Genomic DNA, 13,728 nt, shown 5'->3' with positions numbered 1-13,728 from the left:
CCCGCCGGCCGCCGCCCCGGCAACCGGAGAGAGCGGAAGGCCCGCGGACCCTGCTGCCGAATCCCGGTCGCCGCTCACACGGACACCGGCGCGCAGACGCAGACCTGGCAAGGGCCACTCCCGTGGTTGACTGGGCCGCGGACATCGAGTAGAAGTACATCGTTTGCCCACTCCTGCCAGTCAGGCAAGGCGCCCCCTCGGCGGCCCCCGTGTTCCTTCCGGCGAAGGCCCGGAGCGAGGTGCAGAGTGTCAGACCAGGCTCACTCCAGTCTGGACGACCTCCGGACGAAGCACCCGGAGAAGTTCGCGCCGGAGGAAGAGGCGTTCAGGCGCATCCACCGGGGCAGCCACATCTTCGTCGGCACCGGCTGCGGCGAGCCCCAGTATCTCGTGAAGGCCCTCGTCGACTACGTCGCCGCCCATCCGGTCGCGTTCTTCGACGCGGAGATCTTCCACGTCTGGACGCTCGGCGTCGCGCCATACACCGATGCGAAGTTCCGCCAGAACTTCCGGCACAACTCGTTCTTCATCGCCAACAACACGCGCGACGCCGTGAACGAGGGGCTGGCTGACTACAGCCCCGTGTCGCTCTCGCAGGTCCCGGACCTCTTCCGCCGCGGCCTCGTCCCGATCGACGTCGCGCTTATCCAGACGTCGCTCCCCGACTCACACGGCTACATGAGCCTCGGCGTGAGCGTGGATATCGTGAAGGCGGCCGTCGAGCGCGCCACGCTCGTCATCGCGCAGGTCAACGCCTTCATGCCGAGGACCCACGGCCAGGGGTTCGTGCACGTCAGCGACGTGACGTTCCTGGTCCCGCACGACGAGCCGCTCCTCGAGTACGCGAACGTGCCCGAAAGCGACATCGCGCAGGAGCTCGGCCGGTACGTCGCCCGCCTCGTCCAGGACGGCGACACCATCCAGGTCGGCTACGGGAGCCTGCCCAACGCCATTCTCGCCAACCTGAAGGACAAGAAGCACCTCGGGGTGCACACGGAGCTCTTCTCCGACGGCCTCGTGGACCTCATGAAGCTCGGCGTCATCGACAACTCCCGGAAGACGATCCACCGGAGCAAGTCCGTCGCGACGTTCTGCATGGGAACCCGGCGCACCTACGAGTACATCCACGACAACCCCGCCGTCGAGTTCCGCGCGATCGACTACACCAACAGCCCGAAGACCATAGCGCAGAACGCGAACATGGTCGCCATCAACAGCGCGCTCGAGATCGACCTCACCGGGCAGGCCACCGCGGACTCGCTCGGGAGGAAGTTCTTCAGCGGCGTCGGCGGGCAGGCCGACTTCATGCGCGGGGCCGTCCTCGCCGAGGGCGGGAGGACGATCCTCGCGATGAGCTCGACGGCCGAGCGGGGAACGGTCTCGCGCATCGTCCCGTCCCTGAGCGAGGGCGCGGGGGTGACGCTGAACAGGTGCGACACGCAGTACGTGATCACGGAGTACGGGATCGCCTACCTGCACGGCAAGAACATCCGCGAGCGGGCCATGGAGCTCATCGCCATCGCCCACCCGAAGTTCAGGCCGTGGCTCATCGAAGAGGCGCGCAAGCGGAACATCATCTACAGGGACCAGGCGTTCATCCCCGGCAAGCGAGGCGAGTACCCCGTCGAGCTCGAGACCTACCGCACCACGAAGGTGGGCGTCGAGGTGTTCCTCAGGCCCGTGAAGATCAGCGACGAACCGCTCCTCAAGGACTTCTTCTACTCGCTCTCGGACGACAGCATGTACAGGCGGTTCATGTCGCATCGCAAGGACATGCCGCACGAACGGCTGCAGGAGTTCACGCCCATCGACTACACGAGGCAGATGGTGATCCTCGCGATCGTGCAGGAGAACGAGAAGGAGGACGTGGTCGGCCTCGGGCAGTACGGGATCGCCGAGAGCACGTACACGGCCGAGGTCGCCTTCGTCGTGAGGGACGACCACCAGAACATGGGCATCGGCCACGAGCTTCTGTCGTACCTCACGCAGCTCGCCAAGAGAGCGGGTCTCCTGGGGTTCACCGCGGAGGTCCTGGCGGACAACCTCCCGATGCTCCCGCTCTTCGAGAGCATGGGGTTCGACACCAAGAAGCGGCACGAGGCCGGCGTCTACGAACTCAGGATGGCCTTCAGGGGATAGCATGGCGGCCCTTCCCGACATCAAGCACCTGTTCGAGCCGCGCGGCGTCGCGATCATCGGCGCCTCGCACGACCCGTCGAAGATCGGCTACAAGATCCTCTCCAACATCGTGGCGAGCGGATACCGGGGCGCGCTCCATCCGGTCAACCCGAAGGGCGGCGAGATCCTCGGGCTTCCGGTGTCCCGGAGCGTGGCCGAGATCCCCGGCGACGAGCTCGACCTCGCGTGCGTCGTCGTCCCGGCCAAGTTCGTGTTCGAGGCCGTGAAGGGCTGCGCCGACCGAGGCGTGAAGTTCTGCATGGCCATCTCCTCGGGCTTCTCGGACGTCGGGAACCGCGAGGAGGAGCGCAAGATCGTCGCCTACGCGCGCGAGCGCGGCATGCGCGTCCTCGGCCCGAACATCTTCGGCGTGTACTCGCGGCCGGCCGCGATGAACGCGACCTTCGGACCGAGCAAGATCGCCCCGGGCAAGGTCGCCATCGTGACGCAGAGCGGCGCGATCGGGCTTTCGATGATCGGGAAGACCGCCGTCGAGAGCATCGGCCTGTCGGCGATCGTCTCCGTCGGCAACAAGGCCGACATCGACGAGGCGGACCTCCTCGACTACCTCGTCGCCGACGAGGGCACGAGCGTCGTCCTCATGTACGTCGAGGGCGTCCAGAAGGGCGAGCGGTTCGTCTCGGCGCTCCGGAGCGCCACGCGGAAGAAGCCCGTGGTCATCATCAAGTCCGGCCGTTCGGAGCGCGGCGCCATCGCGGCGGCCTCGCACACCGGGTCCGTGGCCGGATCGGACGAGGTCTTCGACGACGTCGTGCGGCAGTGCGGGGTCCTTCGCGCGGAGAGCATCGGCGAGGCGTTCGAGTGGTGCAAGTTCCTGTCCGACACGCCCATGCCGAAGGGCGAGCGGACGCTCATCGTGACCAACGGCGGCGGCATCGGCGTCATGGCGGCCGACGCCTGCGAGAAGTACGGCGTGCGCCTGTTCGACGACCCGAAGCTCCTCAAGGAGCTCTTCTCGAGTGTCACGCCAGAGTTCGGCTCGCTCAAGAACCCGGTGGACCTCACGGGCCAGGCGACCTCGACGCACTACGACAAGGCTCTCGACGCCGCCCTCGCGTGCGAGAGCGTGGACTCCGTGCTGGCCCTCTACTGCGAGACGGCGGTCTTCGACGCGGAGAACCTCGAGGCGATGATCCAGGAGAACTGCCGGCGCTACCGCGAGGGCGGCAAGCCCATCGCGTTCTCGATCATCGGCGGCGAGATGACGGAGAAGGCGCTCCTCAGCCTCCGCGGCAAGGCGGTCCCGGTGTTCGCCGACGTCTACACCGCCGTGTCGTGCTTCGGCTCGATGTACGCCTACCACCGGCGCCGCAACGAGCGCCCCGAGGCCGTCCTCGAGGCGGACATCGACGTGGGCGCCATCGAGGAGCTGTGCGTTCGGGCGCACCGGGAGCGGCGCTCGTCGTTCCTCGCGGACGAGGGACAGCGCCTCCTCGAGCTCATGGGCATTCCGATGCCCAAGACCGGACTGGCGCGCAACCTCGACGAGGCCGTGAAGGTCGCCGAGTCCATCGGGTACCCGGTGGTCATGAAGGTCGTCTCCCGCGACATCATCCACAAGACGGACATGGGCGGCGTCGCCCTCGACATCGACAACCGCGACGAGGTGATCGACGCCTATCGAGGCATCCTGCACAACTGCCGCACGAGGATGCCGAACGCGGTGATCCAGGGGGTCCAGATCTCCGAGATGCTCAAGGGCAACTCCGAGTTCATCGTCGGCGGCCGCCGCGACAGCGCGTTCGGTCCGGTCGTGATGTTCGGCTTCGGCGGCATCTACGTGGAGGTGCTCAAGGACGTGGCGTTCCGCGCGTTCCCGATGACGAGGAAGGAGGTCATGGAGATGCTGAAGGACGTGCGCTCCTACCCCCTCCTTCTCGGAGTGCGCGGCCAGGAGAAGAAGGACATCGGCGCCGTCGTCGACACGATCGTCAAGGTCGGGACGGTGATCCACCGGTGTCCGAGCATCTCCGACATGGAGATCAACCCCGTGTTCGTGTGCGAGCACGGCTCCGGCGTCAAGGCGGTCGACGTCCGGATCATCCTGTCCGATGTGACGCGAGGTGGCGCAGATGCGTGAGATCGTGATGGCGTCCGTGAGCAAGGGCGCCGGCAAGACGAGCATGATCGTGGGGATCGGCAGGGCGCTCGGCGGCAAGGTCGGCTACATGAAGCCGTTCGGCGACCGGTTGCTCTACCGGAAGAAGCGCCTGTGGGACTACGACTCGGCGCTCGTGTCCAGCATCTTCGGGATCGAGGCCAACCCCGAGGACGTGAGCCTCGGCTTCGACCACGCGAAGCTCTCCTTCACGGCCGACGCCGAGGACACGAGGCGCAGGGTGTCCGAGGCGGCGGAGCGGGTGGGCAAGGGACGGGACGTCGTCTTCATCGAGGGCGGGCGCGACATGTCCTACGGCGCCTCGGTCCACATGGACCCGATCTCGATTGCCCGCGCCACCGGCGCGAGGCTCTTCGCCGTCGTGCAGGGGGAAGGGACCACCGTGCTCGACGACATCTCGTTCCTGAAGAGCACCGTCTGCGCCCCCGACGTGCCGTTCGGCGGCGTGATCGTCAACAAGGTGCGCGACCTCGTCGAGTTCGGAGACCTCACGCTCCCGCGGATCGCGGAGCTCGGGGTTCCCGTCGCGGGCGTCGTCCCGTTCGAGCAGGAGCTCACGTATCTCTCCGTGAGCTACATCGCCGAGGGCCTCTTCGCGAAGGTCATCACGGGCGAGCAGCAGATGAACCGCAGCGTGCGGACGCTCATGATCGGCGCGATGTCCCAGAACGCCGCGCTCGAGAGCCCCCTGCTCAAGAAGCGCGACATCATGGTCATCACGAGCGGCGACCGCAGCGAGATCATCCTCATCGCGCTCGAGAACAACGCCGCCTGCGTCCTCCTCACGAACGACATCCTCCCGCCCCCGAACATCATCGCGCTGGCCGAGGAGAAGAACGTGCCCCTCCTGCTCGTGCCGTTCGACACGTACGAGACGGCGCGTCAGGTGGACAGCATGATGCCGCTTCTGGGGAAGGACGAGATGGGGAAGATCGAGCTTCTGACCGAGCTTGCGAGGAAGCACATCAAGCTCGACGCGTTCTCCGGCTAGCCGCGTTCCTCGGCCGCGGGCGGCGCGACGATGGCGCCTTCGGCCGGCCCGCCCCGGGCGCGGCCGAGGAGCCCCTCCAGCGCGTCGCGCACGCGCGCGACCGTCACCGCTTCCATGCACAGCAGGCGACCCACCCTGCACGTCGGCGAGTCGCAGGGGCGGCACGGCACGCCCTCGCCCGCCGCCGCGACCCACGCGTCGCCCGGCGGGTGCCAGCGCGCCACGGGCGTCGGCCCGTGGATGAACACGCCGGGCGCGCCGACCGCGGCGGCCACGTGCATCGGCCCGGTGTTGTTCGCGACGACCGCGACCGCGCGCTCGAAGAGCGCGGCGAGGACGCGCGCGGTCCGGGGCCGCGCGACCCTCGGGGCCGGAAGGCCCTGCGAGCGCCACCACGACAGCACGGCGTCCGCCAGCGCGCCCTCCTTCGGACCGGCGACGTACAGCGGCTCGATGCCGTCTGCCCGCAACCCCGCCCCCAGCTCGGCGAACCGCTCGACCGGCCAGCGGCGGATCTCGCGGCTCGCCCCGGGGTGAAGCGCCACCAGGCGCCCGCGCGCGTCGCCGACGAGCCCAGCCGCTTCCTCGCGCTCCTCGGGAAGAAGGTGAAGCTCGAGCGCGCGCCCGTCGGGCGGCACGCCGAGGAGCGAGAGCGCCCTGAGGTGCTCGTCCACCTCGTAGGCGGAGCGGTCCCGCGGGGCGCTGTGCGTGAGGAGGAAGGCGCGCCCCTCGCAGGCGAGCCCCGCGCGGACGGGCACGCGCGCGAGCGCCGCGAGCAGGGCGCTTCTGAACGACGTGTGGCAGACGAGCGCGGCGTCGAACCGCTGAGCCCTGATCCACGCCGCGAGGGCAAGGAGGCGGACGGCGCCCGAGCGCTGCTCCTTCGGCACGGGCAGCAGCCTGTCGAGCGCCGGGTTGCCGACGAGGAGCGGCGCGGAGCCCGGCGAGACGAGCGCGGTCACCTTGGAGTTCGGATACGCCTTGCGGAAAGCTCTCAGCGCGGGCGTGACGACGAGAAGCTCCCCCAGAAGCCCCGTCTCGATGACGAGGACCTTTGGGACGTCGGGGAGCGTCGGAGGCTTCTTCCTTCGGCCCACCGGCAGGCCCCCGTGACTAGTCCACCTTCGGAGCGAGCTCGGCCTCGACGAGGACGCCGGGCACCGGCGTCTCCACGAACGACGCCGTGGCCTCGGCCGCGCGCTCCACGCCGGCGGCGTTCGCCACGTCGCGGAGCTCGGGAAGGAGCGGTTCGATCCTCGCCCACGCGGCGTCGTCGCAGGCGATGCGGAGCGCCTTCAGGGGCGCGGCGACCGACACCTTGAGCGTGGACTTCACCTTCCTCATGCCCTCCACCACCGCGAGCGCGGCCTGCCCGGCCTCGAGCGCCTCGGCGTCGCGCCACCCCGCGGGAGCCTCCGGCCACCCGCCGGTATGGATGGACTCCGTTCCCTCCCGCTCGGCGAAGAAGAGGGAGTGGATCTCCTCGGTGATGTGCGGCATGACGGGCGCGAGCATCTTGAGCGCGCCGAGCAGCGCCTGGTAGAGGGCGAACTGCGCGCCGCGCCGCCCCTCGGCGTCGTGCCCCTCGCCTCCGTACAGCCTTCGCTTCGCGATCTCGATGTAGTTGTCGCAGAGGTCGCGCCAGAAGAACGCCTCGACCGCCTCCACCGCGGCGTGGTACTCGCAGTCCGCGTAGCTCTTCGTCGCGCGCTCGATGGTCTCGGCCAGGCGCGCGAGCAGCCAGCGGTCGATGAGCTCGAGCCGCCGGGGCGCCGCCGGGTCGAGGTCCGCGATGCGCCCGATGGCGAACCGGGACGCGTTCCACAGCTTCACGACGAGCCTGTGACCGGCGTCGAGCGGCTCCTCCGCGAGGACCGTATCCACCCCGAGCTTCGTGGAGCACGCCCAGTAGCGGGTGCAGTCGGCCGACCGCTCCTCGATGACCTGCTTCGGCGTCCGCGCCGCGCCGCCTTTCGACTTGCTGATCTTCGCACGGTCGGGATGGAGCGCGTGCCCCGAGATCATCGCCGTGCGCCAAGGGACCTTCCCCTCGTTGAGCACGCTCTTCACGATCGTGTAGAACGCCCACGTCCGGATGATGTCGTGCGCCTGAGGACGCAGGTCCATGAGGTACTCCGCGCCGTCCTCGGACTTCGCGAATCGGGCGGCGCGCGAGTCCGTCTCGCCCCACTTGACGTTCAGGAAGGGCGTGCACGACGACGTCATCCACGTGTCCATGATGTCGCGCTCGGGCGCGAGGTCCGACGAGCCGCACGCCGGACAGGCATCGACCGGCGGCCGGGACACGGTGGGGTCCACGGGAAGCTGGTCCTCCCGCGCGAGGACCACCTCGCCGCACGCCGCGCAGATCCACACGGGGAACGGAACGCCGTAGTACCTCTGGCGCGAGACGCACCAGTCCCACTTGAGGTTCTCCACCCAGTTCCGGAGGCGCGTGTGCATGAACTCGGGGCACCACCGGACGGCGGCGCCCGCGTCGATGATCTCCTGCTTGATGTCCAGCACGCGGATGAACCACTGCGTGGCGACGGAGAACTCGACCCCGGTCCCGCAGCGCTCGTGCACGTTCACGACGTGGCTGATCGGCCGCTCGCCGCGGAGCGCCCGGGCGCGCGCGAGGTCCTCGACGATCCGCGCCCTCGCGTCCTTGATCGAGAGGTCGCGGTAGGCGCCGGCGAGATCGTTGAGCCGGCCCTGCCCGTCGAACACGATGCGCGTCGGAAGCCCGTGCTCCTGCCACCACGCGATGTCCGTCGTGTCCCCGAAGGTGCAGCACATCACGACGCCCGTGCCCTTCTCCGGGTCGGCCCGCTCGTCGGCCAGGATGGGGACGCCGTGGCCGAAGAGCGGCACCAGGGCCTCCTTCCCCACGAGCCCGCGGTACCGCTCGTCGTCGGGGTGCACGAACATCCCCACGCACGCCGGCAGGAGCTCGGGCCGGGTGGTCGACACGACCAGGTCCTTGCCCTCGCACGTGAACGCGACATCGAAGAACGTCGAGGAGCGCTCGGCGTCCTCGATCTCAGCCTGCGCGATGGCGGTGTGGCACTCGGGGCACCAGAGCGTCGGCGCCTCCTTCCGGTACACCCGCCCCTTCCGATAGAGGTCGATGAACGACCGCTGGGAGATGCGCTGCGACAGCGGGTCAATGGTCGAGTAGTTCTGCGTCCAGTCCACCGACAGGCCGAGGCTCCTCCAGAACACCTTGAACTCGTCCTCGTAGCGCTTCGTGAGCTCGAGGCACATCTGGACGAAGCGCTCGCGCCCGACGTCGGTCGCCTTGACGCCGGCCTCCTTCTCGACGAGCCGCTCGCTCGGAAGACCGTTGTCGTCGAACCCGAACGGGTAGTAGACGTTGTAGCCCCTCATCCGCCAGAACCGCGCGACGACCTCGGCCTGGACGTAGCTGAACACGTGGCCGATGTGGATGCTCCCCGACACCGTCGGGGGCGGCGTGTCGATGCTGTAGATGGGGCGGTCGGGGTGCCTGTCGAAGCGGTAGAGGCCGCGCTCCTCCCACTCGCGCTGCCACTTCGCCTCGGCGGTCTTCGGGTCGTAGCGCTTCGGCAGTTCCATGGTCTCCCTCGCCGGCCGTCGAAACAGCGGGGCCCTCTCATTCCGCGCCGGGAACGAGAGGGCCCGTCATGGCGTCCTTCCGCGGGCCGATCCGTCACCCGCGCGCCGGCGCCCGTAGGAACGCGCTGCCGGCGCGGGCGGCGCCTAGTACATCCCGCCGCCGGGCGGGGTCGGAAGCGCGGGCTCGTCCTTGTCGGGCTTCTCCGTCACGAGCGACTCCGTCGTGAGCAGGAGCGAGGCGATGCTCGACGCGTTCTGGAGCGCGATCCGGACGACCTTTGTCGGGTCGATCACGCCCTGCTCGATGAGGTCGCCGTACTCCCCCGACTCCGCATTGAACCCGAAGTTCTTCTTGCCTTCCAGAACGCGCTGCACGACGAGCGAGCCCTCGTACCCCGCGTTCTCGGCGATCTGCCTGAGGGGAGCCTCGAGCGCCTTGCGCACGATCGCGATCCCCGTCTTCTCGTCGGCGTCCTTCGCCGGCAGCTTGTCGAGCGCCGGGAGCGTCCGGATGAGCGCGACGCCTCCGCCGGCCACGATGCCCTCCTCGGCCGCCGCGCGCGTGGCGTGGAGCGCGTCGTCGACGCGCGCCTTCTTCTCCTTCATCTCGAGCTCGGTCGCTGCGCCGACCTTGAGCACGGCCACGCCGCCCGCGAGCTTCGCCAGCCGCTCCTGCAGCTTCTCCTTGTCGTAGTCCGACGTCGTGTCCTCGATCTCGCGCTTGATCTGCGCGATGCGGCCCTCGATGTCGGCCTTCTTGCCCGCGCCCTCGACGATGGTCGTGTCGTCCTTCGTGACGATGACCTTCTTCGCGCGGCCGAGGTCGGAGAGCTGAAGCCCCTCGAGCTTGAGGCCGAGGTCCTTCGCGACGAACGTGCCGGCCGTCAGGACCGCGATGTCCTCGAGCATGGCCTTCCGGCGGTCGCCGTAGCCCGGCGCCTTGACGGCGACGCAGGGCAGCACCCCGCGCAGCTTGTTGACGACGAGCGTCGCCAGGGCCTCTCCCTCGACGTTCTCTGCGATGACGACGAGCGGCCTGCCCGACTGCGCGACCTTCTCGAGGAGCGGCACGAGGTCCTTCATGGACGAGAGCTTGTCCTCGAAGATGAGGAGGTGCGCGTTCTCGACGACCGCCTCCATCGTCTGCGCGTCGGTGGCGAAGTACGGCGAGACGTAGCCGCGGTCGAACTGCATGCCCTCGACGACCTCGAGGGTCGTCTCGATGCTCTTGGCTTCCTCGATCGTGATCGTGCCGTCGCGCCCGACCTTGTCCATCGCGTCGGCGATCAGGTTGCCGACGGCGGTGTCGTTGTTGGCGGAGATCCTCGCGACGCTGAAGATCTCGCTGCGGTCGCGCACCTTGCGCGACGCCTTCTCGAGCTCCTCGACGACCGCCTGCGACGCGCGCTCGATGCCGCGCTTGACGTACATGGGGTTGGCGCCGGAGGTGACGCTCTTCAGGCCCTCGCGGTAGATGGCCTCGGCGAGCACGGTGGCGGTCGTCGTGCCGTCGCCGGCGACGTCGCTCGTCTTCGACGCGACCTCGCGGACCATCTGGGCGCCCATGTTCTCGAAGCGGTCCTCGAGGTCCACTTCCTTCGCGACCGTCACGCCGTCCTTCGTGATGCGGGGCCCGCCCCACTTGCGGTCGAGAACGACGTTCCTCCCCTTGGGACCCAGTGTGACCTTCACGGCCTTGCTGAGCTGCTCCACGCCTCGCAGCACAGCCTGCCGCGCCTCTTCTCCGTACAGAAGCTCCTTCGCCGGCATGCGTGTTCCTCCCTTCGAAGTGACAGGCCCTCTAGGACGGCTTCCCGCAACCTACCCGTCGCGGACCGTCCAGACATTCTAGACGCTTGCCGGCGGCGGCGCAACCCCTCAGGCGGGTCCCGGTGGTCGGCCGGCGGGCGGCGGAAGGGGCCCCGTGAGAGCCCTAGAAGGCCTGTCCCACGCCGACGTAGAAGGCCGACGGCCCGGGCTCCGTGACGGGCGCCGCGAGGTCGAACCGGAGCACGCCGATGCGGGTGTCGTACCTCAGGCCACCGCCGGCGCCGACGGCCAGGCCGTCCAGCCGGACGGCGTCGGTCTCGGCGAAGGCCTGCCCGGCGTCGGCGAACGCGACCACGGAGAACCCCCTCCAGACCCGCACCCTGGCCTCCGCGCGGACCTCGAGGAGCGCAAGCCCACCGACGGCCGCGCCGCCGGCGGACGGCCCGAGGGAGTTCCGGTCGTATCCCCTGACCGACCCGTCCCCGCCCGCCGTGTAGCGCTCGTTCACCGGCACGCCTCCGCCCTCCCCGGGCCGGATCCAGCCGAAGCGGAGCGCGAGCCCCCCGACGACGCGCCCGCCCACCGGGGCGAAGCCGCGCGCGAAGACCTCCGTCCTCACGAAGTTGTTCGTTCCACCGAGCCTCGAGCTCGCGACGTCCACGCGCGCGCCGGCGAACGCGCCGCGCCGCGCGTTGAGGATGTCGTCGCGCGTGTCGTGCGAGGCGCCCACGGTGACGTTGCTCGTGTAGTTCGCGCCCAGCCCGCCGCCCTCCACGGTCTCGAGGACGACCGTGCGCTCGAACGTGTAGCCGCCCATGAGCGTGAGCGACCGGCCGAATCGCTTCGACGCGCCGGCGTCCAGCCCGACGGTCTCCGCCGCATAGGCGCTCTCGTCGCGCCAAGCGTAGCGCGCGCCGGCGGACACCGCGAGCGGGACGCCGAGGAACCACGGGTCGCCGACCGACGCCTCGGCCTCGCGGACGAACTCGGAGACCCTGGCCCTGAGCCCGGCCGTCGTCGCCTGCCCCTGGAGGTTCCGGTTCGACACCTCGAAGCCGGCCTCGTACCCGTCGAGGACGGCGTACCCGGCGGTGAGGTCCAGCCTGACGCTCGGCCGCTCGCGCACGCGGACCAGGAGGCGGCGCTCCGGCCTGCCGGTGTCTCCCGGCGCGGGCTCGATCCGAACGGAGTTGAACAGGCCGGTCCTGTAGAGCGCGGCCTGCGTCTCGCCGATCTCGTTCACGTCGAAGAGGCGCCCCACGGCGAACCGGAACTCGCGCTCGAGCACGTGGTCGCGCGTCTTCAGCGCGCCCTCGATGGCGATGCCGCCGATCGTCGCCGGGTCGCGCTCGACGACCGCGTAGCGGACGGTCGCGCTCCGCGCGTCGTCGTCACGCTCGACGGTCTGCTCGACGCGCGCGTCCAGGTACGAGCGGCGGGCGTACTCGCTCAGGACCGCGTCCCGGTCCGCCGCCAGCGCTTCCGACAGGAGCGGATCGCCCTCCCTGACGGAGATCACCGAACGCAGCAGGGCCTCGTCGAGCGCCCGGTTGCCTTCGAAGACCACCGCCGTCACGCGCCACCGGTCCCTCTCGTCGATGCCGACGAGGAGCTCGACCGACAGGCCGTCCGCGGCGAGCGCGATGTCCTCGAGGCCGGCCGTCGCCTCGAGGAAACCCTGCGACCGATAGAACCGCTCGAGGTTCGCAAGATCTCGGTCGAGCGTGCCCCTGGAGTGGTGCACCGCCCGGAACAACCCGCCGGGCGTCGTTCTCATGTAGGTCAGGAGCTCGCGCTCGGAGAACGTCTCGTTGCCGACGAAGTGCACGGCCCGGACGAGCGGCCCGAGCCTCCGGATGCGCTCCACGCGCCAGCGTTCAAGAACGGGGTTCGGCGAGCCGGCCGCCGCCGGACCGGGCGCCGCCGCGAGGCACGCGGCGACGGCGAGGACGCCGGCGAGCGCGAGCAGCGCGTTGCCGCCGACGGCCCGCCTACTCGAACAGCAGACTGGCCCTGAGGCCGACGGCATGGTTCCCCTCCGGGTCCGCCCTGGTCTCGAGCGACAGGGTGCGCGTGAGCTTGAGGGAGATGTCCACCTCGCGCTGGTCGAGCTTCCCGAGCGCGGTCCGGTAGTCCACGCGGAGTCTGTCGCCGAACCGCTTGCCGAGCGTGAGCTCAGCGCCCGCGAGGTCGCCGGCCTCGGCCGCCTCGCGGTCCAGCTCCACGGTGTCGAGGTCCAGGAGCCTCTCCATCGTGCTTTCGGCCACGCCGAACAGGCTGCCGAGGAACGCCTTCCGCGTGAGCGCGCCGAGCCGCTCGCCTGAGGAGCCCACCGCCGCGCCGCCCCCCGCGGCGAGTTCGCCCACCGTGTCCCCGAACGTCAGGAGCGCCAGGACGTCCGGCTCGGAGAGCGGCGGAGCGCTCGAGAGCTCGGGGAGCGCGTCGAACGCGAACCCCGTGACGCGCAGCGTGACGTCGTACTCCTCGCGCGAGCGCGAGACGACGCTCGCCGTCCCGAGGAGGTCCACGTACGGGTCCTGCCGGCGGGGGTCGGTGAAGCTCACGTTGAGGTTCTCGATCACGAACTCGTTGTCCAGGTACCGGAACGTGCCGTCCTCGGCGTACATGCCGCCGGAGAGCTGCGGCGCGAGGAGCGTGCCTCCGAGATGGAGGGCGCCCGCGAGGTCGAGATCGGCGAGGTTGCTCCGCACGCCGATCCTGTCCTTCACCGCGACGTCCACGTCGAGCGCGACGCGCGCCCGCTTGTCGTCCGCGCGCGGCCGCACGGAGCGAACCGGCCCGCCTCCCATGATGTCGCCGAGGCCGACCTGCTGCGTGACGGTGAGCCTCTCGACCGTGACCTCGCCCGACAGCCGAGAGGCCGCGTCCGTGCCGGCCCACGTCACCGACCCTCCCAGCCGTGCGTCGAGCGTCTGTGGGACCGAGAACTCCGGCGACTCGAGGTTGGCGCGCAGCCAGAACGGGCGCGCGCCCGGGCCCAGCGGCTCGGCGAAGCCGGACGCCGTGACGCGCCCGCGGCCGAGCGACGCCC

8 protein-coding genes are annotated in these 13,728 nt (G+C 69.9%); 3 read left to right on the top strand and 5 right to left on the bottom strand.

Going from position 1 to position 13,728, the window contains the following annotated elements; translation table 11 throughout:
- The first annotated feature begins 246 nt into the window (after positions 1–246).
- The 3 genes from FJY74_08265 to FJY74_08255 are packed head-to-tail and all read left to right on the top strand — an operon-like array spanning position 247 to position 5,309.
- Positions 247–2,139 (top strand): GNAT family N-acetyltransferase, encoded by a 1,893-nt coding sequence (locus tag FJY74_08265; protein ID MBM3308305.1) that lies wholly within the window; start codon positions 247–249, stop codon positions 2,137–2,139.
- Position 2,140: 1 nt separating this feature from the next.
- Complete coding sequence (locus FJY74_08260; GenBank protein ID MBM3308304.1) at positions 2,141–4,279, top strand: acetate--CoA ligase family protein; 2,139 nt, start codon at positions 2,141–2,143, stop codon at positions 4,277–4,279.
- Positions 4,272–5,309 carry a phosphotransacetylase family protein gene (locus FJY74_08255; GenBank protein ID MBM3308303.1) on the top strand — a complete coding sequence of 346 codons (1,038 nt, stop codon included), beginning with the start codon at positions 4,272–4,274 and terminating at the stop codon, positions 5,307–5,309. The genes FJY74_08260 and FJY74_08255 overlap by 8 nt, the downstream gene beginning before the upstream one ends.
- Here the strand turns inward: FJY74_08255 and FJY74_08250 are convergent.
- The 5 genes from FJY74_08250 to FJY74_08230 all read right to left on the bottom strand — a co-directional run.
- Positions 5,306–6,406: a glycosyltransferase family 9 protein gene (locus FJY74_08250; GenBank protein ID MBM3308302.1), complete on the bottom strand. Its 1,101-nt coding sequence runs from the start codon at positions 6,404–6,406 to the stop codon at positions 5,306–5,308. The genes FJY74_08255 and FJY74_08250 overlap by 4 nt on opposite strands.
- 16 nt (positions 6,407–6,422) lie before the next feature.
- The gene (locus FJY74_08245) at positions 6,423–8,906 is read right to left on the bottom strand and encodes a valine--tRNA ligase (GenBank protein ID MBM3308301.1); all 2,484 of its coding nucleotides are present in this window, start codon (positions 8,904–8,906) and stop codon (positions 6,423–6,425) included.
- Between the two features lie 144 nt (positions 8,907–9,050).
- Complete coding sequence (gene groL, locus FJY74_08240) at positions 9,051–10,676, bottom strand: chaperonin GroEL (protein ID MBM3308300.1); 1,626 nt, start codon at positions 10,674–10,676, stop codon at positions 9,051–9,053.
- A gap of 163 nt (positions 10,677–10,839) precedes the next feature.
- Entirely contained in the window at positions 10,840–12,705 is a 1,866-nt protein-coding gene (locus FJY74_08235; GenBank protein ID MBM3308299.1) for a BamA/TamA family outer membrane protein, read from the bottom strand.
- On the bottom strand, positions 12,668–13,728 hold a 1,061-nt coding region (locus FJY74_08230; protein ID MBM3308298.1), incomplete at its 5' end, for a translocation/assembly module TamB domain-containing protein. The genes FJY74_08235 and FJY74_08230, both read right to left, overlap by 38 nt.

Origin of the sequence: Candidatus Effluviviaceae Genus I sp. (genome assembly GCA_016867725.1) — a bacterium.
In the GTDB taxonomy this organism is placed as follows: Bacteria; Joyebacterota; Joyebacteria; order Joyebacterales; family Joyebacteraceae; genus VGIX01.
Note: the sequence above shows the minus strand (reverse complement) of the source record. Positions and strands in the feature narration are given on the sequence as shown.

Excerpts from the sequence above, each read along its gene's own strand:
- groL (MBM3308300.1), bottom strand. The coding sequence starts at position 10,676 with ATGCCGGCGAAGGAGCTTCTGTACGGAGAAGAGGCGCGGCAGGCTGTG.
- FJY74_08255 (MBM3308303.1), top strand. The coding sequence starts at position 4,272 with ATGCGTGAGATCGTGATGGCGTCCGTGAGCAAGGGCGCCGGCAAGACG.
- FJY74_08260 (MBM3308304.1), top strand. The coding sequence starts at position 2,141 with ATGGCGGCCCTTCCCGACATCAAGCACCTGTTCGAGCCGCGCGGCGTC.
- FJY74_08235 (MBM3308299.1), bottom strand. The coding sequence starts at position 12,705 with ATGCCGTCGGCCTCAGGGCCAGTCTGCTGTTCGAGTAGGCGGGCCGTC.
- FJY74_08245 (MBM3308301.1), bottom strand. The coding sequence starts at position 8,906 with ATGGAACTGCCGAAGCGCTACGACCCGAAGACCGCCGAGGCGAAGTGG.